The sequence below is a fragment of the Actinomycetospora sp. CA-053990 genome (assembly GCF_050948445.1).
GTDB classification, from domain to species: Bacteria; Actinomycetota; Actinomycetes; order Mycobacteriales; family Pseudonocardiaceae; genus Actinomycetospora; species Actinomycetospora callitridis.
Genome location: NZ_CP192043.1, coordinates 5,201,942 through 5,226,783 on the forward strand (window position 1 = coordinate 5,201,942; position 24,842 = coordinate 5,226,783).

Consider the following 24,842-nt stretch of genomic DNA (forward strand, 5'->3'; position numbering starts at 1 on the left):
GATGGCAGCCCCCCGGACGCGGGCTCCCTGGACGCGACGGCCCTGGCCGCCCGCGTCGAGGAGTTCCTCGCCGCCCACGACCCCTCGACCACCGAGCCCGGCGAGTTCCTGCGCGAACGCTTCGCCGCCGGCCTCGCGTGGGTGCACTACCCCGCGGGCCTGGGCGGTCTCGGCGCCGAGAACGGCCTGCAGGCCGCCGTCGACGCCGCGTTCGCCGCCGCCGGGTCACCCGAGAACCGGCCGCGCCTCAACGTCATCGGCCTCGGTATGGCCGCGCCGACGATCCTGCGCTTCGGCGACGACGCCCAGAAGGAGCGCTGGCTCCCGTCGCTGTGGACGGGCGAGGACATCTGGTGCCAGCTCTTCAGCGAGCCCGGCGCGGGGTCCGACCTCGCGGGTGTCGGCACCAGCGCGGTGTGGGACGGCGACCGGTGGGTGCTCAACGGGCAGAAGGTGTGGACCTCGATGGCCCACCACGCCCGCTGGGGCATCCTGCTCGCCCGCACCGACCCCGAGGCGGTCAAGCACCGGGGCCTGTCCTACTTCGTGATCGACATGACCGCGCCCGGGGTGGAGGTCCGCGGGCTGCGGCAGATCACCGGCGAGGCCGAGTTCAACGAGGTCTTCCTGACCGACGTGCGCATCCCCGACGACCAGCGCCTCGGCGAGGTCGGACAGGGCTGGGCCGTCGCGCAGTACACGCTGATGAACGAGCGCGTCGCGATCGGCGGCGGCACGCTACCGCGCGAGAGCGGCGCCGTCGGGTCCCTCGCCGCGCGGTGGCGCGAGCACCCCGAGGCGCACACCCCCGGCCTGCACGACCGGATGCTGCGGCTGTGGGTCGAGACCGAGGCCGCCCGCCTCACCGCGGAGCGCCTCGGCCAGCAGCAGGCCGCGGGCCAGCCGGGACCCGAGGGCTCGGGCGTCAAGATCACCTACGCGCGTCTGAACCAGGAGTGCTCGAGCCTCGAGCTCGAGCTGCGCGGCGAGGACGGCCTGCGCTACGCCGACTACACCGAGCGCCGACCCGAGGTCGAGGACTACGCGTCCCGTGACGCCGGCTGGCGCTACCTGCGCTTCCGCGCCAACTCCATCGAGGGCGGGACGTCGGAGATCCTGCGCAACGTCATCGCCGAGCGCGTGCTCGGCCTGCCCGCCGAGGCCCGTGCCGACAAGGACGTCCCGTGGAAGGACCTGCCCCGATGAGCGCCGCTGTTCCCGGAGGCACGCCCACCACCGGCGACCTCCTCTACTCCGACATCGAGGACGACCTGCGGGCGAGCGTGCGCGCGCTCGTCGACAAGCAGGCGCCCTGGGACACCGTCCTCGCCCGCACCGACACCGAGGACCCGGTCGACACCGACCTCTGGAAGCGGCTCACGCAGGAGATCGGCGTGGCGGGCCTGCCCGTGCCCGAGGAGCGCGGCGGCGCGGACGCCTCGTGGCGCGAGGTCGCCGTCGTCGCCGAGGAGCTGGGCCGCGCCGTGGCGCCCGTCCCGTTCCTCGGCACCGCCGTCGCGACGGCCCTGCTGCTCGGCACCGGCGAGGACGAGCTCCTCGCGGCCGTCGCCGCCGGTGAGCGCACCGCCGCCCTGGCCGTCGGGGCCACGCGCGGGGCGGGGCGCCCGGTCCCGCCGACGGTCGAGCGGCAGGGGGCCGGCGACCTCCTGCAGGGCACCGTCACCGCCGTCGTCGACGCGGTGACCGCCGACGTGCTGCTCGTGCCGGTCTCGGAGGGCCTCGCGATCGTCGATGCCGACGGCGACGGGGTCACCCGCACCACCGCCGAGTCGCTCGACATGACCCGCCGCCTCACCGACATCGCGTTCGACGGGGCGCCGGCCCGGCTCGTCGCGGGTGCCGGAGTCGACGGAGCCGTCGATCGCGCACTCCGGATCGGCGCGGCGATCCTGGCCTCCGAGCAGCTCGGGCTGGCCGAGCGCTGCCTCGCCGACACCGTCGCCTACCTGCGCGACCGCCACCAGTTCGGCCGGCAGCTGGCGTCGTACCAGGCCCTCAAGCACCGTCTCGCCGACCTCTGGGTGGCCATCACCCAGGCGCGCGCCACGGCCCGCTACGCCGCCCGGTGCGCCGCCGACGACTCCCCCGACCTCCCGATCGCGGCCGCCGTCGCCGGGGCGCACTGCTCCGAGGTGGCCCTGCTCGCCGCCGAGGAGGGCCTGCAGCTCCACGGCGGCATCGGCTTCACGTGGGAGCACCCGGCGCACCTGTTCCTCAAGCGCGCCCGCGCCGACGCCCTGCTCCTGGGCTCGGCGGACCACCACCGGTCGGTGCTGGCCGACCTGTGCGCGCTGCCCTCGTGAGCTCAGGTCACGGCTCGACCATCCCCTCGGCGGCGAGCTCCGAGAGGTAGACCCACACCACCTCCGCGGAGACGTCCGTCGCCGCGACCACCGCCTCGCGGACCGCGGTCGCGAGGGCCTTCGTCGTGGCCTCCTCGCCGCCGGCGGGCAGGTGCCCGCGGACGAACACCGACCCCACCGGCGCCAGGCGGCCCCCGACGAAGTGGTCGCGACCCTGCAGGTCCTCGATGATCACCTGGACCGAGGACGAGGATCCGCCCGTCACCCGGGTGTGCGTGTCGGTCAGCTGCTCGGCGAGCCGCGCTCGCCGTCCCGGTCCCAGCGTCTCGGTGCGCGCACGCACGAGGTAGGTCGGCACGTCGGGCTCCCTCTGATCGTCGGTGACGCGCCGAGCCTTGTCCCGAGACCGGCCCCCCGTCCAGCCCTGGCTTCATCCGGATGTCACGGCACGCACCACGACCCCCCGCGCTGTCCCTCGTGCTCGCGCCCGGCGGACGGCAGACTCGCCCCATGGCCGGACGGCGGGGCTTGCGATGGCTCCTGCGCCACGACCCGGGGCTCGCCGCGAGCCGGCGCGCGGGCCGCGTCGCCGTCGTCGCGACGCTCGCCTTCATGCTGACCCGGTACGGCCTCGGGAGCCCGACGATGGCGGTCTACGCCGTGTTCGGGGCGATCGGGTTCGGGGTGCTCTCCCAGGTGGTCGGCACGCCGCGGGAGCGCACGCGCACGCTCGTGGCCTGCTTCGCCGCCGGATCGGTGCTGGTGGCGCTCGGGACACTGCTCGCCGGGAGCACGGCGGCCGCGACGATCGGGATGCTGGTGGTCGGCGTCGTCGTCGCGTTCCTGCCCACCGGCGGACCGCGTGCCGCCGGCGTGGCCAGCGGCCTCCAGCTGCTCTACATCCTGCCGTCGTTCCCGCCCTACGCCCCGGAGACGCTGCCCGGGCGCCTGATCGGTCTGGCGATCGGGATGGGGCTGCTGGCGATCGCCGACCGCGTCCTCTGGCCGCCCCGGCCGATCGAGAGCTACGCCTGCCGCGCGGCCGCCGCGGCCCGGGCGATCGCGGACCTCGTGGACGCCGCGACCACCGGCGTCGGCGACCTCCCCACCCGCCGGGCCGTCGCGGAGCACGCCGACGGGCGCCTCAAGCTGCTCGCCACGCCGTGGGAGGAGCGCCCGACCGGTCCGGGCGCCGAGGACCGCGGGCTCGCCCACCTCGGGGCCGCGCTGCGGGCGGTGCGGGGACGTGTCGAGGTGCTCGTCGCCGGCGACACCGAGAGCGCAGGCGACGCGCCCGCCGAGTGCGTCAACCCCGACGTCCGGGCGCCGCTGGCCGCGACCGCGGCGTCCCTGCGGGGCACCGCCGACGCGCTGCTCGGCCACGGTCCGCCGCCGGAGGTCGCGGACGTCGACGCCGCCCGCGCGTCGTACACCGCCCGCCGCCTGGCCGCGCTCGCCACGGTGGGCGACGGCGAGGAGGCGATCGCCCGCGCCAGGGCGGCCGTCGCGGTCGGGCAGATCCTGTCGTCGGCACGGGTCGCCGTGCAGGCCGCGCGCATCGTCGTCGACCCGCGGGGACGCCCCCGGACGCCGGCCCCGGGCGACCTCGCGTGGTGGACGACCGCCTCCACCCCGCTGCTGTGGTGGCGGCGGATTCGTGCCCACCTCTCGCCGCGCTCGGTGTACCTGCAGAACGCGGTGCGCCTCGGTGTCGGGCTCGCGCTCGCGCGGTTCGTGGCGGGTGAGCTCGACCTCTCGCACGGGCTGTGGGTCCTGCTGGCGACGCTGACGCTGATGCGGACGTCGGTGATGACGACGCGCGCGACCCTGCTCCCCGCCATCGTCGGGACGACGGCGGGGGCGGTGCTCGCGGCCGGCCTGCTCGCGCTCGTCGGGCAGGCGACCGTGGTCTACGCCGTGCTCTTCCCGGTCCTGTGCGTCGCCGCCGTGGGCGCGGGGCAGGTGCTCGGGGTGATCGCGGGGCAGGCGTCGTTCACCTTGCTCGTCGCGGTCCTGTTCGCCCAGCTCGCGCCCGCGGGCCCGGCGCTGGCGGGCGCGCGCCTGCTCGACGTCGTCGTGGGGGCGGTGATCGGGATCGGGGTGGGCGCGGCGGTGTGGCCCGCGGGCGGCCACGGCGAGATGCGCCGGGACGCCGCCCGGTGCCTGCTCGCGAGCGCGGACCTCATCACCGCGATGGCGGCCTGGCTCTCCGGGGTGGGCGCGCGCGACGAGGTCGCACGGCGTCTCGCGTCCGCCGACAACCGGATGCTGCTCTTCGAGGCGACGTTCCTGCAGTACCGGGCCGAGCGCCGCGGGCGGTACGAGGACGACGTCGACTGGTTCACGGTGCTCGGCGTGGTGCACCGGGCCGTGCGGGCGGCGCGCTCCGCGCTCGACGACCCCGCCGAGCCCGAGACCGTCTCGCCCTGGCCCGACCTCGTCGAGGCGCTCCACCGCGACGCGGGTGTGCTGGCCGACGGGTACCGCGGGGTGGCGGAGGCGCTGCAGGCGGACCGCGATCCGGCCACCGACCCGGCCGCCCTCCTCGGGCTGCCGTCGGACTTCCTCGACCGCGCCCTGATGGCGATCACCGACGCCCCGGGGCGGCGCGAACACCCGCGCGAGGCGCTCTGGCTCGTCTACGCCTGGGGCCGGCTGGGCTGGCTCGCCGACGACCTCGCCGTCCTCGGGGCGGTCCTCGCGCCCGCGCCGAGCAGGAGACGCGCGCTCGTGGCGTGAACGCGCCTACGCTCCCCCGTGTGTGCCGGGAGCCCGCCAGTGCCGACGAGGTGCACCTCGCGGCGCCGCGCCCCGCGCCGGGCGGCGCCGTCGACCCGATCGCGCTCGCCCCGGTGGACGACGTCACCGTCACGGTGCTGACCGACAACGTCTTCGACGCGCTGCTCGCCGACGACGCCGTGGGCACCCGCGCCCGGCTCGGCACCGGTCGTCGCGTGCCCGGCGAGCAGTACGTCGACGGGGAGGCCGCGCCGGGTCTGGTGGCCGAGCACGGCTTCGCCGCCGTCGTCACCGTGCGCCGCGGCGACCACGAGCACACCCTGCTCTTCGACACCGGCGTCTCTCCCGAGGGCATGGCGTCGAACGGACGTCGCCTCGACGTCGACCCCTCGGCGTTCGCCGCGGTCGTCCTGAGCCACGGTCACGGCGACCACACCGGCGGCTTCCCGGGCCTCGTGCGCTGGCTCGGGCGCCACGACCTCCCGCTCGTGCTGCACCCCGGCGCCTTCACCCCGCGCCGCCTCGCCCTGCCCGGCGCGCCGCCGTTCGTCATGCCGACCCTGTCGCGGCGCGCGCTCGAGGGCGAGGGCTTCTCCCTCGTGGAGCGCCGGGTGCCGTCGGTCCTGCTCGACGGGTGCGTGCTGGTCACGGGCGAGGTCGACCGCGTCACCGACTTCGAGACGGGCATGCCGCACCACGAGGCCCGGGCCGACGGCGACTGGCGGCCGGATCCGTGGATCGTCGACGACCAGGCCCTCGTCGTGAACGTCCGCGACCGCGGCCTGGTGGTCATCACCGGCTGCGGGCACGCGGGCGCCGTCAACATCGCCCGCCACGCCCTGCGCCTCACCGGGGTCGGGCACCTGCACGCCCTCCTCGGCGGGCTGCACCTCAGCGGCCGGGGCTTCGAGCGCGTCATCGAGCCCACTGTGGCCGCCCTCGCCGAGCTCGGCCCCGACGCCGTCGTCCCGGCCCACTGCACGGGCTGGCGCGCACAGATGCGCCTCGCCACCGAGCTCCCGGACGCCTTCGTCCCCGGCTCCGTCGGCAGTCGGTACCGCTTCGCCGCATGAGGTGTGGCCTGCGTCACAGCGGGCACTCCTCTCGGTGACAGCGTGAACCGATCGAGGAGGCCCATCCCCATGTCCGACAGCGTCTACCGCGTCACCCAGCTCATCGGGACCAGCACCGAGTCGTGGGAGAAGGCCGCGCAGAACGCGATCCAGACCGCGGCGAGCTCCGTGCGCGACCTCCGGATCGCGGAGCTCGAGAAGTCCGACCTCGTGATCGAAAACGGGCAGATCACGCACTACCGCGTGCGGCTGTCCCTGTCCTTCAAGTACGAGAGCGACAGCTGATCGGCAGGACGGCACCGCCGTCGGGACGATCCTGCGGGTTCCGCACGCGCTACGGCGAACGGGTTCCCGACCGCCCGCCCGGAAGTTCGACGGTCAACCGAACGGGTGGTGTGGCACACGCCCGTTAACGACGGACCGCTGCGCTGCGAGAACCATCCAGAACGTTCCATCGGGGGAGCGTCGGGGATACATCGGGGGATGTCGTGGGCGTTCTGGCCATCGTGGGTGTCGTCGGTGCCGCGGGTGCGGGGGCGGGTGCGTGGATGGTCACGCCGCTCGTGTCGATGGTGCGCAAGGGCACCGAGGACCAGCAGACGGTGGAGGGTTGGCGCGTCGAGGCCGACCGCGCGGCCGCCGTGGTCCGCGCCCGCCGTCGCGCCGCGGTCGTCGCGAGCATCCCGGCGCCGCGGACCGCCGCGCACGACCAGCTCCGCTCGCCGCTCGCCGGCTGAGCCGCCCGTCGGCGCTGGTGGGGGCGGCTGTTGGCGTCCTGCGCCCGTACGGCCGCCGTGACGTCCGCGGCGGCCGGCGACCCGGGGGTTCGCGATGGGAGCAGGCCGGAAGACCGTGCGACAGGGGTTGGTGGCCGCCGCGCTCGCGGCGGTCGCCGTCACCGGGTGCAGCGCGCCCTCGGCGCCGACGGCCCCGCCCGCACCGAGCGGGACACCGGTCGCCACGGCCCGCGACGCGTCCGCCGCCGCCGCCGACCCGGCCGGCCCCGTCCTCACCTTCGCGGACGCGCGCCTGGCCGCGACGGCCGACGGGCTCGCGCCGCCCGCCTACCCGGTGCGCACCAACCCGGACGGCACCTGGCTGACCAAGGACGCCGAGGACTGGACCGCCGGTTTCCTGCCGGCCGCGCTCTGGCGGGTCTTCGAACGCACGCGGGACCCGGTGTGGCGCGACCGCGCCGAGCGCTGGCAGGCGCCGCTGGCGTCGGAGACGACGCACGACGACACCGACCTCGGCTTCAAGATGTTCATGACCTTCGCGGTCGACCACCAGCTCACCGGCGACGAGTCCGCCAAGCAGACGGCGCTGGCCGCTGCGGACACCCTCGCTGCACGCTTCAACCCGACCGTCGGACTGATCCGCGTCTGGGACGACCGCGACGACGAGGAGAAGTACCAGGTCAACATCGACGCGATGATGAACCTGGAGCTCCTGTACTGGGCCGGGCAGAACGGGCGTCCGCAGTACACCGACATCGCGAACCGGCACGCGCAGCGCACGATGACCGACCTCGTGCGCCCCGACGGCAGCACGTCGATGTTCGGTGGCTACGACCAGCGCACCGGCGCGCTGCAGCGGACGTACACGATGCAGGGCTTCAAGGACGACTCCACGTGGGCCCGCGGGCAGGCGTGGGCGATCTACGGCTTCGCGACGGCCTACCGCTACACGCAGGACCCGCGCTATCTCGAGACCGCGCACCGCACCGCCGACTGGTTCACCGGGCACCTGCCGCCCGACCGCGTGCCCTACTGGGACTTCGACGTCCCCCAGGCGCCCCCGCAGCCGCGCGACACCTCGGCGGCCGCCGTCGCCTCGAGCGCGCTGCTCGAGCTCAGCCAGGTCGACCCCGTGCGCGCCGCCGGCGACGTCGATGCCGCGCGCGGGATGCTCCGCTCGCTGTCGTCGCCGGAGTACCTGTCGCGGAACACCCCGTTCCGCTCGATCCTCATCCACGGCACGCAGAACCTGCCCGAGGGCCAGCAGGACTCGGGGATCATGTTCGGCGACTACTACTTCGTCGAGGCGCTGAACCGCTGGGAACGCCAGGTCGGGCCGTCCACCCAACTCGGCTGACCCGGCTCGGCCCGGGGTGACCCGGGTCGCTTGACGCGGCTCACCTCGCCCGACCGGGTCGGACCTGCGCGAGCAGGGAACCCTCGTGCTGAATCGAGGGAGGTCCCGCGTGACCGACACGGCCCCGAACGACCGGCCGCTGCGGCGTCGCACCCTGCGCCGCCGCGCCACCCTGCACGGCGACCAGGTCGCCTTCTGGGACTCCGGTCCCGTCGACGGCGTCGACGAGCGCGACGGCGAGCTCGTCCTGCTCATCCACGGCATCGCCGGCTCCGCCCACACCTGGAGCCCGCTGCTGGCCCAGATGGCGCGGCGCCGCGACCGCCGGCGCTACATCGCGCCCGACCTGCTGGGGCACGGGTCGTCGTCGGCACCCTGGGCGGACTACTCGCTCGGCGGCTACGCGACGGGCCTGCGCGACCTGCTGGTCTCGCTGGGCTACGAGCGCGCCACGATCGTCGGCCACTCCCTCGGCGGCGGGGTGGCCCAGCAGTTCGCGTTCCAGTTCCCCCAGCACACGAGCCGTCTGGTGCTCATCGACTCCGGCGGCCTGGGCCGCGAGGTCAGCCCGGCCCTGCGGGCGGCGACGCTGCCCGCCGCCGAGTGGGTGCTGCCCGTCATCGCGGGCACCGGCGTGGTGTCGGCGGCGCGACGCCTCGCCGGTGTCGCGGGCCGCTTCTCGCACCGCTTCTCCCCCTCGACGTGGGAGTCCGGGCGCGCGTACGCCTCGCTCGCCGACCCCGTCCACCGCCGTGCCTTCGTGCACACCGCGCGCAGCGTCATCGACAGCGGCGGGCAGCGGGTGCGGGCCACCTCGCGCCTCGACCTGGCCGCAGACCTGCCGTTGCTCATCGCCTGGGGCGCGGCGGACACGTTGATCCCGGCCGCGCACGGCAGGCGGGCCCACGAGCTGGTGCCGGGCAGCGAGCTCGCGCTCTTCGAGGGCGCGGGCCACTTCCCGCACGCCGACCAGCCCGAGGCCTTCGCCGAGCGCCTGCTGCGCTTCCTCGCCGAGCACCCGCCCGTCGCGCTCGACAGCGCGGCGTTCGCCGACCGGATCGCCGGACATGCCGACATGGACGGCGATCGACAGGACGAACTGAACAGCTCACATTGAACAGTTGAAACTGTCGACCTAGCCTGGACCCCGTGGCGGAGACCGGGGAGCTGAGCACGTCGGCGGTGCGGGCGGCGCACGAGGTGCGCGTCGCCGTGGGACGGCTGCGGCGGCGCCTGCGCGAGTCGCGCGACCCCGACGAGCTCACGCCGACGCAGACGTCGCTGCTGAGCCGCCTGGACCGCGAGGGTCCGCGCACGGCCAGCGAGCTCGCGGCCGCCGAGGGTGTGCGCCCGCAGTCGGTGGCCGTCTCGGTGGGCGCGCTCGCCGAGCGCGGCCTGGTGGAGCGCCGGCCCGACCCCGACGACGGGCGCCGGCAGACGATCTCGGTCGCCCCCGCCGGCCGGGCGCTGCTCGACAGCACCCGCGCCGCGGGCGAGGAGTGGCTGGCGCGCACGCTGCACGAGCAGCTCAGCGAGGACGAGCGCGCCACCGTCATCGCCGCCATGGGCCTGCTCGACCGGGTGGTGACCGCCCGCTGATGACGGCCACCCTGAACAGCTTCCGGCCCGGAGCCGCCCCCACCCCCGACCACTTCGACCGCCGGCTCGTCGCCCCCATGGTGCTCGGCGCGATCCTCAACCCGATCAACTCGTCGATGATCGCGGTCGCGCTCGTGCCCATCGGCGCGGCGCTGGGCGCGGAGCCGGCGCAGACCGCCTGGCTCGTCTCCGGGCTCTACCTCGCGACGGCGATCGGCCAGCCCGTGGTCGGGCGCCTCGTCGACCTCTACGGCGCCCGACGGCTCTTCCTCGCCGGCGCGGTGCTCATCGGCGTCGGCGGCCTCGTCGGCGCCCTGGCCCCGTCGATCGGCGTGCTCGTGCTGGCCCGGGTCCTGCTCGGGCTGGGGACCTGCGCGGGCTATCCGGCCGCGATGACGCTGATCCGCGGCGAGGCCGACCGCACCGGGCAGGACAGCCCGGCGACCATCCTGACCGTGCTCGCGGTGTCGACCCAGACGGTCGCGGTGATCGGTCCGACGCTCGGCGGGTTCCTCATCGGCGTCGGCGGCTGGCGGGCGACGTTCACGGTCAACGTCCCGCTCGCCGTGGCCTGTCTGGTCCTGGGCGCGCTGTATCTACCCCGGCGTGCCCCGTCGGGACGCACACGCCTCGGCGAGACGCTCCGCGCGATCGACCCGCTCGGCATCGCCCTGTTCGTCGCCACGCTCGTCACGCTGCTGGTGTTCCTGACGCACCTGCGCGCCGACCTGTGGTGGCTGCCCGTGCTCAGCGTCGCCGCGGGGGCCGGGCTGACGTGGTGGGAGCTGCGCGCGCCGGCCCCGTTCCTCGACCTGCGCCTGCTCGGCGGCAACCTCCCGCTGCTCGCCACCTACGCCCGGTCGCTGCTCGCGGCGGTCACGTCGTACGCCCTGCTCTACGGCTTCACCCAGTGGCTCGAGGAGGGGCGCGGGCTCTCCCCGCAGATCGCGGGGCTCGTGCTGCTGCCCGTGTTCGCCGCCGGGATCGTGGTCTCGTCGATCACCGGACGGTCGCCGCGCATCCGCGGCAAGCTGCTGGTCGGGGCGCTCGCGCAGGTGGCGCTGGCCGTCCTGCTGCTGTTCGTCGACGCGCAGAGCGCCCTGTGGTTCCTGCTCGCCGTCGCCGTGCTCGCCGGTATCCCGCAGGGCCTCAACAACCTCGCCAACCAGAACGCCGTCTACCACCAGGCCGATCCGGCCCGCCTCGGCTCGTCGGCCGGCCTCATGCGGACGTTCTTCTACCTGGGCGCCATCACGGCGTCGGCGACGAACGGCATCGTGTTCCGCGACGGCGCCGGCACCGCGGGCATGCACGAGCTCGCGCTCGTCATGCTCGCCGCGTCCGTGCTGTTCGCCGTCCTGACCGTCGCCGACCGTTCCCTGCGCCGCGTGGCGGCCTGAGCAGGCTCAGCCGCCCTCAGGCCCGCGCGACCTCGCGCATCTGGATCAGCCGGACGCGGGGCGCTTCCCGCTCCGCGGGGTCGTCGGCGGACGCGCGCGCCGCGGGGACGTCGACGACGCCGTCGCGCCGCGACTCGATCGCCAGGATCATCCGGTGGGCGCGACCCACGAGGTCGCCCTCGGCGCGGTCCAGCGCCGCGGTGAGCCAGTTGATCGCGCCGCGGTCCCAGCGGCCGGGCTCGGGGGTGTGCGCGGCCGAGCGCTCCGCGAGCGTCACGCCGAGCCGGTAGAGGGCCTCGGGATCGAGGTCGTCGGGCGCGACCTGCGTGGCCAGCCACAGCGCGACCTGGTCGTCTCCCCGCGCCAGCGCGACGCGTGCGGTGCGGGCGCGCTCCTCCGGGCCGAGACGGCCCCACAGGTCGCGGGCCAGCTCCTCGGGCACGGCCCAGCCGGCCGCGTCGCGGTCGGCGAGGTGGGAGAAGAGACGGTCGGCGGCGAGGTGCACGCGCCCGTCGCGTCGGGTCGCGCGCAGCAGCCGCATCCCGCCGTGGTCGGCCCGGACGAGGTCGCGGGCCACCCGTCGCAGCTCCTCGGGCTCCGGCGCGGGCACGCCCAGCGCGGCGAGGTGCACCGGCGCGACCTCGGCCAGCAGCGGCGGCGTCAGCGGGGCCGGGACGTGGAGGCGCTCCCAGTCCACCGCCGTGCGCAGCAGGGCGAGCGGCAGCAGCGACGACCACCCGACGGGGTCGAGGATCGCGCGCGCCCGCAGCACCGGACGCACCTGCTCCCCCGCCGGCGTCCCGTCCGCGGGCATGGTCACCAGCACCTCGTCGAGCAGCGCGCGGGTGGGGCCGGCGACGAAGGCGTCGAGGGACGTCCGCCGGGTGGTGAGCACCAGCCGGACGTCGGTGGACAGCCGCCCGACGACCTCGGGGACGACCTGGTCGAGCACTGCGGGCGGCGCATCGTCGACGAGCACGACCACCGGCCCGGAGCGCGCGGCCGTCTCCGCGGCCGACGTCAGCGCCCGCGCGAGGTCGACGGTGTGCGGGTCGGCGATCGCCAGGAACCGGGTGTCCCCGAGCATCCGGCGCAGCCCGCGGTGCACGGCCCGGGACGTCCCGGCGAGCCGGTCGCCGGTGACCACCACGAGCGGGCGGTCCGCGCCGAGGACGTTCTCGAGCCGGTCGTCGGCCGCGCGCGCCACGTACGGCGCCGTGGCCTCGGCGTCGTGCACCCCGACGAGCTCCGGGCCCACGTCCGCCATCCGTACCGCGCCGTCCCCGAAGGGTGACCCCGATCGATGCGTACGCCCCCATGTCACACACGGAGTGTCACGTGGATCGCCGCGACACGCCAGAAGGATGTACGTGCCTCGCCCGAGGACGGGTGCTAGCGCACGTCCGTTCAGCGCCCCACCGAGATGTCGGCGTGGCCCTCGGCCTGCGCGGACGTGAAGACGACGCCGTTCCGCTGACCCACGACCACGCGATAGGAGTCCGAGGCCGCCACCCCGGAGACGCTGTAGTCGAACAGGCAGGCGTCCCCGTACCCGGAGTACCCGTAGGACACGGAGCCGGACGAGCTGACGACGGTGCCCGAGCCGAGCGTGCCCTGCCCGACCTGACTGCCGGTGTCGTCGTAGACCACCACCGACTGCCCCGGCCGCAGATCGCTGTAGAGGCCCAGGCCGGTGCACGAGCTGCCGAGCGAGAGGGAGTTGCTGGCGTAGAAGGTGACGGTCCCGCTCACCGTGGTCGACGGCGCGAGCACCGACCCGAGGAGCCCGAGGACCACCACCACGGCCGCGACGGCGCCGAGGACCCAGGGCCAGCCCGGGCGGGTGGACAGCGGCGGGAGCACGATCGGCGCCGGCATCCCGGGGCCGCCCAGGCCCGCCGGCGGCGGACCCCAGGGGCGCGGCGGCGTGGCGTACCGCGGCGGAGCCATGACGGGCAGCGCCCCGCGTCGGAACCGGACGGTCTGCGCGTCGTCGATCATGAGGACCCCCGAACCCATGTGCTGCGCCGGATGCGCGGCCTTGCCCCTCACTCGTCGTACTCAGCTGCGCCGTTACGGCGTAGCTCGCAGGGGTGAACGGCCGTAACGACGGGGGTGGTCGCGGGCGATGCCGGGTCAGTCGGGCCACGGGGGCCCGGCCCCGTCGGGGGGTAGCAATCATGTTCACGTGCCGTTGCGGCGCACCGCTCGGACCGTCCGCCACCGGGTGCCCGCGTTGCGGAGCACGACCCGTCGGCCGGCCCCTGGTCCGTCACAAGCCCCAGCCCCAGCCCCAGGCCCGGCACCAGGCCCACCTCCCGCAGCCCGGCTCTCGTGCCGTCCCGCAGTCGGCCGTCGCGACGATGGTCCGCCCGGTGCCCGTACGGCCCGCCCCGCCCATCTCTGCCCCGCCCGTCGCCGCACCGTTCGTCCCGGCGGCCGCCCCGGCGCACTCCGGCGGGACCCCGGCGTGGATGGGCTGGACCGTCGCGGTCGCCGGGCTCCTCGTCGTCGGCCTCCTGGCCGCCGTCGCCGTCCTCGTGCTCCGCCCGGCGACCGTCACGGTCGCGGCACCCGCCCCCGTCACCACCACCCGGACCGTCGTGCCGAGCGCGCCGTCCGACGACACGGTCAGCGGCTACCGCTCCGGCTCCACCGACACGGAGGCCACGAGCGCCGCGCTGCTCGCCGAGGGCGTCGCGGCCGATCGGGCGTCGGTGGAGTCGCTGGTCGGCTCCTGGGTGCCCCAGCTGTCGTCGAAGCGGCCCGGCACCGTCGCCGACGGGATCACCTACGACAGCACCGCGATCCTCAGTCATTACAACGAGCTGTCCGACCGCTACGGCCCCGTGCGCCTGGTGGACTCCGGCGACTGGCCGGTGTTCCGCGAGAGCGACTACTGGGTCGTCGTCGCCGCCCAGCCGTTCAGCACCGCCGACCAGGCCAACGCCTGGTGCCGCGCGCAGGGCCTCGGTGCCGACGACTGCTTCGCCAAGCGCCTCGCCCACTCCGGCACCTCGGCCGCCAACACCGAGGTCCGGTGAGGACGGCCGTGACACTCCACGCCGCGCCTCGCCCCGCCGCCCACCGACCCGTCGTACCCCGCCCCGCCGCCTCGACGCTGCCCGACCTCGGCACCCTCATCCCTTGGCGCGCCTGGCGGCACCACCCCGCCCTGCGCACCGGGTCGGTCGCGGTCGTGCTCGCGCTCGTCGTCGTCCCGCCGCTGGGACTCCGGCTGGCCGAGCGGGACTACGACACCGCCGTCGTCCTCTTCGCCGCCTACTTCGCCGCCGCGTGGTGGCTGCTCCTGCGCACCGTGCTCCGCCCCGTGTCGCCGGGTGCCGCCGTCACGACCGGGCTCGTGCTCCTGGCGCTGTTCACCCAGGTCCCGATCGCCGTCCTGCTCGAGCAGCTGCTCGACGCGGACACCGAGAACCTCTTCGCCGGCATCCTCGGCGTCGGCCTCCCGGAGGAGCTCGTGAAGGCGCTGCCCGTGGCGGCGGTCGTCCTCGCCCTGCGCTCGCGAGGTCGACTGCTCGAGCCCCGCGACGTCCTGTTCCTCGGGGTCATCAGCGGCATCGTCTTCGGCGCGGCCGAAGCGGTGCTCTACGTGCTCGATGTGCCGAGCGAGCCCCTCACCACGGTGTGGCGGCTCGTCGCGAACCCCGCCATCCACGGTGCGTGGGCCGGCATCGCCGCCTTCCTCCTCGGCCTCGCCGTCCGTCGTGACCCGGCGCAGTGGGCGCCCCTCGCGGGCCTGGGGCTCGCGATCGCGGCGGTGCTGCACGGCGTGAGCAACTGGCTGGTCGGCTCGTGGGCGTGGGTCGCGGTCGCCGGCATCAGCGCGCTGCTGCTGCTCGCCTACTCGACGGTCGGCGTCCCGGCCGACCCCACCGAGCGCGCGATCGACCCGCCGACCGGACCCATCGCCTTCCGTGGGCCCGACGGCCGCTGGTGGGCCTGAGCCGGGCGCCTGCGACGGGGCGGCCGGCACGGGACGCCCGGTGGGGCCGCCCTACTCCTCGTCGGCCTTGAAGTCGTCGGGCGTGGCCTCGGCGAGCGCGCGACGCAGCCGTTCCACCTCGTCCTCGACGTCGGGAGACGCCGCGCCCGGGATCGGGTCCGCCTCGTCGGGCTCGTCCTCGGTGCCGCCGACCGTCGCCACGGCGCTCGCGGGCAGGGCGGCCTCGTCGAGGACCGCCTCGGAGACCTCGATCGGGCAGCCCTGGTGCACGGCGAGCGTCACCGCGTCGCTGGCGCGCGCCGACACCGCGCGGGTGCCGCCGTCGGACGTCCTGATGTCCAGCTCGGCGTGGAACTGCCCCTCGACCAGCTCGGTGAGCCGCACCCGTACGAGCTGGGCGCCGAACGCCTCGACCGCGTCGAGCAGCAGACGGTGGGTCAACGGTCGCGGCAGGGTGGCCGCGACCTCGGCGGCCGCGAGGGCCGTGGCCTCGGGCGCGCCGATCCAGATCGCGAGGTAGCGGCGCGCGCCGCCCTGCTCGCGCAGCAGGAGCACGGGGTCCTCGCTGCCCTGTTCCTGGCCCACCCCGGCGATCTCGACCTCTGCCATGCCTCCATCGTGCGCCGAGGAGGCGGTCCCGTCGACCGGTGCCCCGTGCGGGTGGTCCTGCGGACACGGGGTACCTCTCCCGGGTGCACGCCGATCTCTCCCTGACCGTCGACGGGCGGCGCCACGAGCTCACCGTCGACACCCGCACCACCGTGCTCGACGCCCTGCGCGAGCACCTCGACATCACCAGCGCGAAGAAGGGCTGCGACCACGGTCAGTGCGGTGCCTGCACCGTGCTCCTCGACGGCCGACGGACCCTGTCCTGCCTGTCGCTCGCGGTCGCCCACGACGGCTCCGAGGTCACCACCGCGGACGGGCTCGGCGTCGACGGCGAGCTGCACCCGCTGCAGGAGGCCTTCCTCGCCCACGACGCCTACCAGTGCGGGTACTGCACGCCGGGCCAGATCTGCTCCGCGGTCGGCATGCTCCAGGAGGCCGCCGCCGGCCACCCGAGCGTGGTCACCCCCGATCTCTCCGCCGACCTCACGGCCGGGGTCGACCTCGACCGCACCGAGATCGCCGAGCGCATGAGCGGCAACCTCTGCCGCTGCGGCGCCTACGCGCACATCGTCGACGCGGTCGACGAGGTCGCCCACCGGGAGGTGGCCCGATGAAGCCCTTCGCCTACGAGCGGCCCGACGACGCGCAGGGCGCCGTCGCCACCGTCTCCGCCGACCCCGACGCGGCGTTCCTCGCCGGCGGCACCAACCTCGTCGACCACCTTCGCCTCGGCCTCGCCACGCCGAGCACGCTGGTCGACGTCACCGGCCTGACCTCGACGGAGATCACCGATGCTCCCGACGGCGGCCTGTCGATCGGCGCCGGGGTGCGCAACGCCGACCTCGCCGCCGACGAGCGCGTCCGCGCCCGCTACCCGGTGCTCGCGCAGGCCCTGCTGGCCGGCGCGTCGGGCCAGCTGCGCAACATGGCCACCACGGGCGGCAACCTGCTGCAGCGCACCCGGTGCGCCTACTTCCAGGACCTCACGACGCCGTGCAACAAGCGCGAGCCCGGCTCGGGGTGCTCGGCGCTGGAGGGCTGGGCGCGCCACCACGCGGTGCTCGGCGCGACCCACGAGCCCGCCGACGTCGCGTGCGTCGCCACCCACCCGTCGGACATGGCCGTCGCCCTGGCCGTGCTCGACGCGCAGGTCCGCGTGCTCGGCGCCGAGGGCGAGCGCTCGATCCCGCTCTCCGCGCTGCACCGCCTCCCGGGCGGCGAACCGTCGCGCGACACCGTCCTCGCCCACGGCGAGCTCGTCACCGCGGTCGACCTGCCGCCCTCGCCGATCGCGGCGCGTTCGACGTACTACAAGGTGCGCGACCGCGCGTCGTTCGCGTTCGCCCTGGTGTCGGTGGCGGCGGCGATCGAGGTCGTCGGCGACACGATCACCGACGCCCGCGTCGCCCTCGGCGGCGTCGCCCACAAGCCCTGGCGGGCGACCGCGGCCGAGGAGGCCCTCGTCGGCGCGCCCGCCACCGACGACACCTTCCGGGCCGCGGCGCGCGCCGAGCTCGTCGACGCCCGGCCCGTCGAGAGCCCGCGCGGCGGCACCGCGTTCAAGCTGCCGCTCGTGACCGCCGCCGTCACCGCCGCGCTGCGCGGGCTGACCGGTGGGGAGGAGCACGCATGACCCTCACCCCGCACGCCATGGGCACGGCCATGCCGCGTCCCGAGGGCCCGGAGAAGGTCCGCGGGCGCGCCCCGTACGCCTTCGAGCACCCGGCGGCCGAGCCGCTCTACCTCTTCCCGGTGCAGGCGGCGATCCCCCGCGGACGGGTCACCGCGATCGACACGTCGGCCGCGGACGCGCTCGACGGCGTCGTCCTCGTGCTGACCCCGGACACCGCGCCGCGCCTGTCCGACGCGATCGACCCCGAGCACGGCGTGCTGCAGTCGGCGCGGGTGCACCAGCACGGCCAGTACGTCGCCGCCGTGGTGGCCACGACGTCGGAGACGGCGCGCGAGGCCGCCGAGCTGGTGCGCGTGACGTACGCGCCGGAGCCGCACGTCGCCGCGCTCGACGAGGACTCCCCCTGGCTCTACAGCCCCGACACCCTCATCACCGGCGCGCCGTCCGACGACACCCGGGGCGATCCCGACGCGGCGCTCGCGCAGGCCGCGGTGACGGTGCGCGCGACGTACCGGACGCCGATGGAGCACCACCAGCCGATGGAGCCGCACACGACCGTCGCCGTCTGGGAGGGCGGCCGGCTCGTCGTGCACGAGGCCACCCAGGCGGTCAGCTGGACCCGGCAGGCGCTCGCGGGCGCGTTCGGGCTCGCCGAGGACGACGTGGACGTCGTCGCCCCGCACGTCGGCGGCGGGTTCGGGTCCAAGGGCGGCACGCACCCGAACACCGTGCTCACGGCGCTCGTCGCGCGGGCCGTCCCGGGCCGGACGGTGAAGTACGCGCTGACGCGCCAGCAGATGTTCGACCTCGTCGGGTACCGACCCGCGACGATCCAGCACGTCGCGCTCGGCGCCGACGCCGACGGCCGGCTCACCGCGATCACCCACGACGTCGTCGAGCAGAGCTCCCGCATCCAGGAGTTCGTCGAGCCGACGGCGGCGTTCAGCCGCGGGATGTACGAGGCCGACACGCGGCGCACGACCCACCGCGTCGCGCCCCTCGACATCGGCGTCCCGACGTACATGCGCGCCCCCGGCGAGGCCCCGGGCAGCTTCGGCGCCGAGTGCGCGATGGACGAGCTCGCCGCCGCCCTGGGCGTCGACCCGATCGCGCTGCGGGTGCGCAACGAGCCCGAGGTCGACCCCGAGGAGGGCCTCCCCTACTCCAGCCGCAACCTCGTGGCCTGCCTGCGCCGGGGCGCGGAGCTGTTCGGCTGGGAGCGCCGCGACCCGACGCCGCGCTCACGTCTCGTCGACGGCTGGTGGCAGGGCACCGGGGTGGCCGCGGCGTCGTTCCCCGTCGTGCGGTTCCCCGGGTCCGAGGCGCGGGTCCGGGCGCTCGGGAACGGCGCGGGGCCGCCGCGCTACGTCGTCGAGATCGCGGCCTCCGACATCGGGCAGGGCGCGTGGGCGGCGCTCACCGCGATCGCCGCCGACGCCCTCGACGTGCCCGTCGAGCGGATCGACCTCGCCATCGGCGACACCGCCTTCGGTTCCGCGTCGCCCGCCGGCGGCTCCAGCGGCACCACGTCCTGGGGCGCGGCGATCACCGAGGCCGCGGAGCGCTTCCGCGACAAGTACGGCGACGACCCGGACGACGGCGACGAGGCCGACGCCACGACCCCGGACAACCCGTGGGTGGGCGAGTACGCGATGCACGCCTACGGCGCGCACTTCACCGAGGTCGCCGTGCACGCCGACACCGGCGAGATCCGCGTGCCGCGGATGCTCGGCGTCTTCGCCGCGGGCCGGATCGTCAACCCGCTGACGGCACGGTCGCAGTTCCTCGGCGGCATGACGATGGGGCTCTCCGCGGCCCTGCACGAGGAGAGCGTGCTCGACGACCGGTTCGGTCACGTCGTCAACCGCGACTTCGCCGGCTACCACATCGCGACCTGCGCGGACGTCGGTCGGATGGACGTCGAGTGGCTCGACGAGGACGACCCCTACGTCAACCCGATGGGCACCAAGGGCATCGGGGAGATCGGCATCGTCGGGGCCGCCGCCGCGATCGCCAACGCCGCGCACCACGCCACCGGCGTCCGCGTGCGCTCGCTGCCGATCACCCTCGACGCGTTCCTCTGACCGGCCCTACGTGAGCGAAGTTCACGGCTATAGCCGTGAACTTCGCTCACGGCACCCGGGCGACCGCGGCGTACACCCCGACCGGCTCGCGCTGCTCGGGCGCCGGCCAGGCGGTGACGTCGACGAGACCGGGCGTGAGCAGCTCGAGGCCGGGGTCGTCGGCGAACAGATCGGCGAGCTCCCGACGGGTCCGCGAGTAGGCCGGGGTCTCGCTCGCGGCCATCACCGCGGTGATCGTGTGCATCGCGGCGGCGAGCTCCGGGTCGTCCTGGTCGGCGCTGCCGTGCGAGACGACGACCAGGCTCCCCGGCGCCAGCACCGACCGGTACACCGCCAGCACCGCGGCGATGTCGTCGTCCGGCGCCACGAAGTGCAGCGCGGCGACCACGAGCACGGCGACGGGCCGGGAGAAGTCGAGCAGCTCGGCGACGCCCGGCGCGGCGAGCACGTCGGCGGGGCTCCGCAGGTCGGCGCGGGTGGCCGTCACGCCGTCGACGTCGGCGAGCAGCTCCTGGGCGTGCTGCACCGCCACCGGCTCGATGTCGACGTAGGCGATGCGCGCCCCGGGCCGCCGGGCGCGGGCGATCTCGTGGACGTTGCCGACGGTCGGCACCCCGGAGCCGAGGTCGAGGAACTGCTCGATGCCCTGGTCCAGGCAGAACCGCACCGCGCGGACGAGGAAGCCGCGGTTCTCCCACGCGATGCGCTGCAGCCAGGGGAAGTCGGCGAGCAGCGCCCGCGCGGTGTCCCGGTCGGAGCCGAGGTTGTGCGCCCCTCCGAGCATGTAGTCGTAGACCCGCGCCGCGTTCGCCCGTTCCTCCTCCGCCACGCCGTGCACCCTGCCCTACCGGCCGGGCCGGTGATCAGCGGGCGGCGGCGATGCCCGTGGCGAGGCGTGTCACGGCGACCCGTGTCTCGCCGACGGCGGCCACGCACGTCGCGGGGTCGGCCGGGGCGACGCCGGCGGGGCACCCCGCGCGGAGGAAGTGCTCGTGGCCGGTCTCCACCGCGGCGGACGGGTCGGTGATCTCGCGGTCGTCGGGCCGGGCGCCCGCCGCCGCGTTCGCGACGTTGCGGACCTCCTCCTCCCAGCGACCGCACACCGGCCACTGCCGCAGCAGGTCGCGCGAGGTGTAGCAGGGGTCCTGCTGGACGAGGCCGAGCTTGGTGCGCGCGGCGTCGAGCGAGGTGTTCGGCCGCGCGGGCGGCGACGAGGTGCCCTGCGTGTACTCGGTCGAGCAGCCGCCGAGGGCCCCGCCGAGGACCCCGCCGAGGACCAGGAGCGCCAGCGCCGTCGTCCCCGCGACCCGTGCTGCTCGCCCCGTCGCCGTCACCGCCTCACGGTGTCACGCGCGGCCGATCCCGGCGCGCCAGGACCGACGCGGCAGGACCAGGGTCCACCCCAGCCTCCCGGGCCGGGAGGGGCAGGAGGCAGGCTCGGGCTCGTGGGTGCCGGGGTCGTCGTCACGACGAGCAAGTCGCCGTCGGACGCGGTGTGCGCCGAGGCCCGGCGGCTGGCCGACGCCTGGGGCCTGCCCGTCGTCGACCGCAACCGGCGCTCGGTCGCGACCGCCCGCGGGGACGCCGCGACCGCGCTGGTGTGCACCGCGGAGGGCTGGGTCGCCGAGTCCGCGCGCGGGCGTCTGACGTTCCACCAGGGCACGGCGGCCAAGCGCCTGCGGGCCCTGCGTCACGGTGACACCGACCCGCTGATCCGCGCCGGCGAGCTCCGCCCCGGCGACCGCGTGCTCGACGCGACCCTCGGCCTCGGTCGCGACGCGCTCATCGCCGCCTGGGCCGTCGGACCCGACGGCGCGGTGCTCGGCGTCGAGGCCGACCTCGTCCTCGCCGTCCTCGCCACCGAGGGGTTCGCCGGCGCCATCCCGCGGCCCGGCTCGGCCCCGGTGCAGGTCCGCCACGGCGACTCCCGGCAGGTGCTCGCGGGCCTGGCCGCGCGCGGCGAGCACGTCGACGTCGTCCTGCTCGACCCGATGTTCACCGACCCGCGCGCCTCCGACCACGGCTTCGCCCTCGCCCGCGACCACACCGTCGGCACCCCGCTGACCCCGGAGTGGGTCGCGCTGGCGCGCGCCGTCGCACGGCGATGGGTGGTCGTCACCGCGGAGCGGAAGCGGCCGTGGTTCCCGGACGCCGGCCTCGTCCGCCTCGAAGGGACGCGGTCGGGCCGGTGGTTCCGGGCGGAACCGTGTCCTCAGGACACGGTCTCCGCCGGGAAGTCCGTGTGACGCCCCAGCTCCTCGACGGCGTCGAGCTCGGCGAGGCGGGCGTTGAGGGTCGCGCGGAGGGAGTCGAACGCCGACGGGCCGAGCGGCAGGCGCAGGGGCGGGTCGTCGAGCTCGGTGACGTCGAGGACGGCCCGGGCGGCGCGCTCGGGGTCGCCGGGCTGGGTGCCGTGGAGCGCGGCGAACCGGGCGCGCGACTCGTCGAGGATCGCCGCGTAGGCCTCCATCGGCTCCGCGCGCGCCGGTGAGCGGCCCGCGAAGTCGGTGCGGAACGGGCCCGGCTCGATCATCGTGACCTTGATGCCCAGCGGCGCGACCTCCACCGCGATCCCCTCCGACGCGCCCTCGAGCGCGAACTTCGAGCCCGAGTACGCCGAGCCCCCGAGCGCCGAGCGCACCCCCGCGAGCGACGACATCTGGATCACGTGACCCGACCCCTGGGCGCGCATGACCGGCAGCACCGCCCGCGTCACGGAGAGCGCACCGAACACGTTGACCTCGAACTGGTCGCGGATCTGCTGCTCGGTGAACTCCTCGAAGGCCCCGCGGCTGCCGTAGCCCGCGTTGTTGACGACGACGTCGATGCGCCCGAAGGCGGCCACCGCCAGATCGACCGCCGCCCGCACGGCCGCCGGGTCGGTGACGTCGAGCGGGGCGGTGCGCACCCGTTCCGGGTCGAGCGCGGCGAGGTCGTCGACGTCCTCCACCCGCCGGGCGGTGGCGACCACGCGGTGACCGCGCGCGAGCGCCTCCCGGGCGATCGCGCGCCCGAACCCGCTGCTCGTCCCGGTGATCAGCCAGACCCGGGCCGTGCCGTCCTGGGGTGTCGAGGACATGCGTTCCTCCACTCAGAAGCGTTGCGTCGGTGGCGCCGCGCGCGGCGGCACCGGGCGCTGCGGACCACCCACGGGGCCGGGGCCCGGGCCGCCGTGGGCGGGCGGTGGGGACGGGCGGCGCGCCGGGGCCGGGGTCGGCACCGACCGCGGCCGCCGCGACGGCCAGACGAGCACCACGGCCATGGCGAGCATGACCACGGAGAGCAGGTCGGCGACGGTCACGCCGTGCCGGCGGCTCAGCTCGAGCAGCACCTCGCCCTCGACGGGCTTGTTGATGCGCACCCAGATCACCGCCGCGACCACGAGCAGGCCCGCCAGCAGCAGACGCCGTGCCGAGAACACCATGCAAGGAGGACGTCCACGGGCCGCACATCGTTCCCCCGGCGGTCACCGATGTGACCCGTCAGTGCTCCAGCACCACCCGGAGGACGAGCACGAAGAACCCCAGCAGGCCGGCGGCGACCGCCCCGACGAGCGCGCCCGGCAGGCCCCGCCTCGCCCGCCACCCGCCGACGCCGCCGAGCACGACGAGGTACGCCAGCCCCAGCCAGCAGACGAGGTCGACGGCGTCCTCGGGGTCGTAGAGACCGCTCACCGCGCCGACCACGACGACGAGCAGCGGGACGACGGCGAGCACGAGGTACTGCGCCGCATGACCCGTGAGGTGCCGGAGCTCCGCGCGCGTCGGCGGGGCCGACTGCCGAGCGACGCGGGCGAGCACCGACGCGAACAGGTGCGCGGCGAACGTCGCCAGCAGCGGGCCCAGGATCACCTGCGCGGCCTCGGGAAAGTCCTCGATGCCGTCGTCGAGCGCGACGACCAGCACGGTCATCAGCACGACCGTGCCGTAGACGCCGGGCTCGACGTCCAGGCGCAGCGGCCCCCAGCGCACGAGGTGGGTGTCGACGGCCTCGGTCTCGGTCACGCGCGGCAGTCTCCCCGCTGACCCCGGCCGGACGCTCGGAAGCGCCCGACCGGGTGAGCAGCGCCCTAGCTCGCCGTGGCGCACTGCCCCCGGTCGACGAGCGTGGGTCCGTCGCCGGTCGGGCGGATGTCGAAGTCGAAGATCCCGGTCGGCAGGTAGAGCGAGCAGCACGCGTTGGGGATGTCGACGATCCCGCTGACGCGGCCCTCGATCGGCGCGGCGCACAGGATCAGGTAGGCCTGCTCGCCGGTGTAGCCGAAAGCCTTGAGGTACTCGATGGCGTTCAGGCAGGCGCGCCGGTAGGCGATCGTGGCGTCCATGTAGTGCTGGTCGCCGGCCTCGTCCACCGAGATGCCGATGAACGACACGAACTCGGTGTAGCGCGGCTCGTGGCGTCCCGGCTGGAAGATCGGCGTGTCGACCTTGTACTTGTTCACGCCGTCCTTGATCAGGTCGACGTGCACGTCGGCGTAGCCGCCCATCTCCATGGCGCCGCAGAAGCTGATCTCGCCGTCGCCCTGGGCGAAGTGCAGGTCGCCGATCGAGAACTTCGCGCCGGGCACGTACACGGGGTAGAGGACGCGGGAGCCGATCGAGAGGTTCTTGATGTCGACGTTGCCGCCGTGCTCGCGCGGCGGGACGGTGCGCGCGGCCTCCGCGGAGGCGCGCTCGAGGTCGGCGCCGCCCATCGTCCCGAGCAGGGCGTCCTTCGGCAGCGGGGGCAGGGCGAGCGGCGGGACACGGTTCGGGTCGGTGTCGATGAGGCGCTGCTCGCGGCGGTTCCAGGTGCCGAGCAGGTCGGCCGAGGGCGCGCACCCGGCGAGCCCGGCGTGCACGTTGGAGGCGATCCGGACCCCGGGCAGGTGCCGCGACGTCGCGTACATGCCCTGGAAGTCCCAGATGACCTTGCCGGCGCGCGGGAAGTGCTCGGTGAGGAAGCCACCGCCGTTGTTGATGTCGAAGATGCCGGTGTAGCCCCAGCCCTCCCCCGGCTCGCTTCCCACCGAGACCGTGCCGGACCGCGCGGGGCCGAGGTCGAGGTAGTCGACGACGAGCAGGTCGCCCGGCTCGGCGCCCTCGACGTGGATCGGACCGGAGAGCATGTGGTTGTGGTCGAGGACCATGTCGCGGATGTCGTTGGCCGAGTCGTCGTTGCGGACCTGGCCGTCGGTCCAGTCCTTGCACTCGATCCGGAACACGTCGCCGGGCCGCACCGAGGAGGCGGCGGGGATGTCCGGGTGCCACCGGTTGTGCCCCGGGACCTCCTGGTCGCGCATCGACTTGGACTGGTCCACGCGGAACACGGTCTCGGGCAT

Annotated in this window: 26 protein-coding genes; 16 read left to right on the forward strand and 10 right to left on the reverse strand. The window is 75.3% G+C overall.

Translation table 11 applies throughout. The features are described from left to right. The first annotated feature begins 27 nt into the window (after positions 1 to 27). Together ACQPYN_RS26630 and ACQPYN_RS26635 are read left to right on the forward strand one after the other, a co-directional pair. The gene (locus ACQPYN_RS26630) at positions 28 to 1,206 is read left to right on the forward strand and encodes an acyl-CoA dehydrogenase family protein (RefSeq protein ID WP_433039064.1); all 1,179 of its coding nucleotides are present in this window, start codon (positions 28 to 30) and stop codon (positions 1,204 to 1,206) included. Next, on the forward strand, positions 1,203 to 2,324 hold the full coding sequence (locus ACQPYN_RS26635) for an acyl-CoA dehydrogenase family protein (protein ID WP_433029490.1): 1,122 nt from the start codon (positions 1,203 to 1,205) through the stop codon (positions 2,322 to 2,324). Before ACQPYN_RS26630 ends, ACQPYN_RS26635 begins: the two co-directional genes overlap by 4 nt. Positions 2,325 to 2,331: 7 nt before the next feature. Here ACQPYN_RS26635 and ACQPYN_RS26640 read toward each other — a convergent pair whose 3' ends face one another. Then, the gene (locus ACQPYN_RS26640; protein WP_433029492.1) at positions 2,332 to 2,682 is read right to left on the reverse strand and encodes a tautomerase family protein; all 351 of its coding nucleotides are present in this window, start codon (positions 2,680 to 2,682) and stop codon (positions 2,332 to 2,334) included. Between the two features lie 152 nt (positions 2,683 to 2,834). Between ACQPYN_RS26640 and ACQPYN_RS26645 the strand changes: the two genes are divergently transcribed. From ACQPYN_RS26645 to ACQPYN_RS26680, 8 genes are all read left to right on the forward strand, one after another. After that, positions 2,835 to 5,063 (forward strand): FUSC family protein, encoded by a 2,229-nt coding sequence (locus ACQPYN_RS26645; protein WP_433029494.1) that lies wholly within the window; start codon positions 2,835 to 2,837, stop codon positions 5,061 to 5,063. Between the two features lie 20 nt (positions 5,064 to 5,083). Continuing rightward, positions 5,084 to 6,136 carry an MBL fold metallo-hydrolase gene (locus ACQPYN_RS26650; RefSeq protein ID WP_433029496.1) on the forward strand — a complete coding sequence of 351 codons (1,053 nt, stop codon included), beginning with the start codon at positions 5,084 to 5,086 and terminating at the stop codon, positions 6,134 to 6,136. A gap of 69 nt (positions 6,137 to 6,205) precedes the next feature. Continuing rightward, positions 6,206 to 6,421 carry a dodecin family protein gene (locus ACQPYN_RS26655; RefSeq protein WP_433029498.1) on the forward strand — a complete coding sequence of 72 codons (216 nt, stop codon included), beginning with the start codon at positions 6,206 to 6,208 and terminating at the stop codon, positions 6,419 to 6,421. A 203-nt stretch (positions 6,422 to 6,624) separates the two neighbouring features. Beyond that, positions 6,625 to 6,873 carry a hypothetical protein gene (locus ACQPYN_RS26660; RefSeq protein WP_433029500.1) on the forward strand — a complete coding sequence of 83 codons (249 nt, stop codon included), beginning with the start codon at positions 6,625 to 6,627 and terminating at the stop codon, positions 6,871 to 6,873. A gap of 115 nt (positions 6,874 to 6,988) precedes the next feature. Continuing rightward, entirely contained in the window at positions 6,989 to 8,230 is a 1,242-nt protein-coding gene (locus tag ACQPYN_RS26665; RefSeq protein ID WP_433029502.1) for a glycoside hydrolase family 88 protein, read from the forward strand. 109 nt (positions 8,231 to 8,339) lie between these two features. Beyond that, on the forward strand, positions 8,340 to 9,347 hold the full coding sequence (locus tag ACQPYN_RS26670; RefSeq protein ID WP_433029504.1) for an alpha/beta fold hydrolase: 1,008 nt from the start codon (positions 8,340 to 8,342) through the stop codon (positions 9,345 to 9,347). Between the two features lie 32 nt (positions 9,348 to 9,379). Beyond that, positions 9,380 to 9,829, forward strand: coding sequence for a MarR family winged helix-turn-helix transcriptional regulator (locus tag ACQPYN_RS26675; protein WP_433029506.1), 450 nt, complete (start codon positions 9,380 to 9,382; stop codon positions 9,827 to 9,829). Beyond that, on the forward strand, positions 9,829 to 11,229 hold the full coding sequence (locus ACQPYN_RS26680) for an MFS transporter (protein WP_433029508.1): 1,401 nt from the start codon (positions 9,829 to 9,831) through the stop codon (positions 11,227 to 11,229). The genes ACQPYN_RS26675 and ACQPYN_RS26680 overlap by 1 nt, the downstream gene beginning before the upstream one ends. Positions 11,230 to 11,245: 16 nt before the next feature. Here ACQPYN_RS26680 and ACQPYN_RS26685 read toward each other — a convergent pair whose 3' ends face one another. Continuing rightward, positions 11,246 to 12,496 (reverse strand): hypothetical protein, encoded by a 1,251-nt coding sequence (locus ACQPYN_RS26685; RefSeq protein ID WP_433029510.1) that lies wholly within the window; start codon positions 12,494 to 12,496, stop codon positions 11,246 to 11,248. Between the two features lie 140 nt (positions 12,497 to 12,636). Continuing rightward, the gene (locus tag ACQPYN_RS26690) at positions 12,637 to 13,248 is read right to left on the reverse strand and encodes a hypothetical protein (RefSeq protein ID WP_433029512.1); all 612 of its coding nucleotides are present in this window, start codon (positions 13,246 to 13,248) and stop codon (positions 12,637 to 12,639) included. A 356-nt stretch (positions 13,249 to 13,604) separates the two neighbouring features. On the opposite strand from ACQPYN_RS26690, the gene ACQPYN_RS26695 reads away from it, so the two are divergent. Then, a complete protein-coding gene (locus ACQPYN_RS26695) occupies positions 13,605 to 14,273 on the forward strand; it encodes a hypothetical protein (protein WP_433029514.1) in 669 nt (222 codons plus the stop codon). A gap of 8 nt (positions 14,274 to 14,281) precedes the next feature. Beyond that, the gene (locus ACQPYN_RS26700) at positions 14,282 to 15,196 is read left to right on the forward strand and encodes a PrsW family glutamic-type intramembrane protease (protein WP_433029516.1); all 915 of its coding nucleotides are present in this window, start codon (positions 14,282 to 14,284) and stop codon (positions 15,194 to 15,196) included. Positions 15,197 to 15,247: 51 nt separating this feature from the next. On the opposite strand, the gene ACQPYN_RS26705 is transcribed toward ACQPYN_RS26700, so the two are convergent. Beyond that, on the reverse strand, positions 15,248 to 15,805 hold the full coding sequence (locus ACQPYN_RS26705; protein ID WP_433029518.1) for a bifunctional nuclease family protein: 558 nt from the start codon (positions 15,803 to 15,805) through the stop codon (positions 15,248 to 15,250). 83 nt (positions 15,806 to 15,888) lie between these two features. On the opposite strand from ACQPYN_RS26705, the gene ACQPYN_RS26710 reads away from it, so the two are divergent. Genes ACQPYN_RS26710 through ACQPYN_RS26720 form a run of 3 tightly spaced genes read left to right on the forward strand, consistent with a single transcriptional unit; the run spans position 15,889 to position 19,522 of the window. Continuing rightward, positions 15,889 to 16,419: a 2Fe-2S iron-sulfur cluster-binding protein gene (locus tag ACQPYN_RS26710; protein ID WP_433039066.1), complete on the forward strand. Its 531-nt coding sequence runs from the start codon at positions 15,889 to 15,891 to the stop codon at positions 16,417 to 16,419. Next, entirely contained in the window at positions 16,416 to 17,438 is a 1,023-nt protein-coding gene (locus ACQPYN_RS26715) for an FAD binding domain-containing protein (RefSeq protein ID WP_433029520.1), read from the forward strand. Before ACQPYN_RS26710 ends, ACQPYN_RS26715 begins: the two co-directional genes overlap by 4 nt. Beyond that, on the forward strand, positions 17,435 to 19,522 hold the full coding sequence (locus tag ACQPYN_RS26720) for a xanthine dehydrogenase family protein molybdopterin-binding subunit (protein ID WP_433029522.1): 2,088 nt from the start codon (positions 17,435 to 17,437) through the stop codon (positions 19,520 to 19,522). The genes ACQPYN_RS26715 and ACQPYN_RS26720 overlap by 4 nt, the downstream gene beginning before the upstream one ends. Positions 19,523 to 19,568: 46 nt before the next feature. On the opposite strand, the gene ACQPYN_RS26725 is transcribed toward ACQPYN_RS26720, so the two are convergent. Together ACQPYN_RS26725 and ACQPYN_RS26730 are read right to left on the reverse strand one after the other, a co-directional pair. Then, positions 19,569 to 20,351 carry an SAM-dependent methyltransferase gene (locus tag ACQPYN_RS26725; protein WP_433029524.1) on the reverse strand — a complete coding sequence of 261 codons (783 nt, stop codon included), beginning with the start codon at positions 20,349 to 20,351 and terminating at the stop codon, positions 19,569 to 19,571. Positions 20,352 to 20,385: 34 nt separating this feature from the next. Continuing rightward, positions 20,386 to 20,856 carry a hypothetical protein gene (locus ACQPYN_RS26730; protein WP_433029526.1) on the reverse strand — a complete coding sequence of 157 codons (471 nt, stop codon included), beginning with the start codon at positions 20,854 to 20,856 and terminating at the stop codon, positions 20,386 to 20,388. A 111-nt stretch (positions 20,857 to 20,967) separates the two neighbouring features. Between ACQPYN_RS26730 and ACQPYN_RS26735 the strand changes: the two genes are divergently transcribed. Next, on the forward strand, positions 20,968 to 21,768 hold the full coding sequence (locus tag ACQPYN_RS26735) for a class I SAM-dependent methyltransferase (RefSeq protein WP_433029528.1): 801 nt from the start codon (positions 20,968 to 20,970) through the stop codon (positions 21,766 to 21,768). Here the strand turns inward: ACQPYN_RS26735 and ACQPYN_RS26740 are convergent. The 4 genes from ACQPYN_RS26740 to fmdA all read right to left on the reverse strand — a co-directional run bounded on the left by ACQPYN_RS26740 (position 21,735) and on the right by fmdA (position 24,842). Further along, positions 21,735 to 22,601 (reverse strand): oxidoreductase, encoded by an 867-nt coding sequence (locus ACQPYN_RS26740; RefSeq protein WP_433029530.1) that lies wholly within the window; start codon positions 22,599 to 22,601, stop codon positions 21,735 to 21,737. The genes ACQPYN_RS26735 and ACQPYN_RS26740 overlap by 34 nt on opposite strands. Before the next feature lie 12 nt (positions 22,602 to 22,613). Further along, positions 22,614 to 22,946 (reverse strand): hypothetical protein, encoded by a 333-nt coding sequence (locus ACQPYN_RS26745; protein WP_433029532.1) that lies wholly within the window; start codon positions 22,944 to 22,946, stop codon positions 22,614 to 22,616. Between the two features lie 58 nt (positions 22,947 to 23,004). Beyond that, entirely contained in the window at positions 23,005 to 23,526 is a 522-nt protein-coding gene (locus ACQPYN_RS26750) for a hypothetical protein (RefSeq protein WP_433029534.1), read from the reverse strand. Between the two features lie 65 nt (positions 23,527 to 23,591). Next, entirely contained in the window at positions 23,592 to 24,842 is a 1,251-nt protein-coding gene (gene fmdA, locus ACQPYN_RS26755) for a formamidase (protein WP_433029536.1), read from the reverse strand.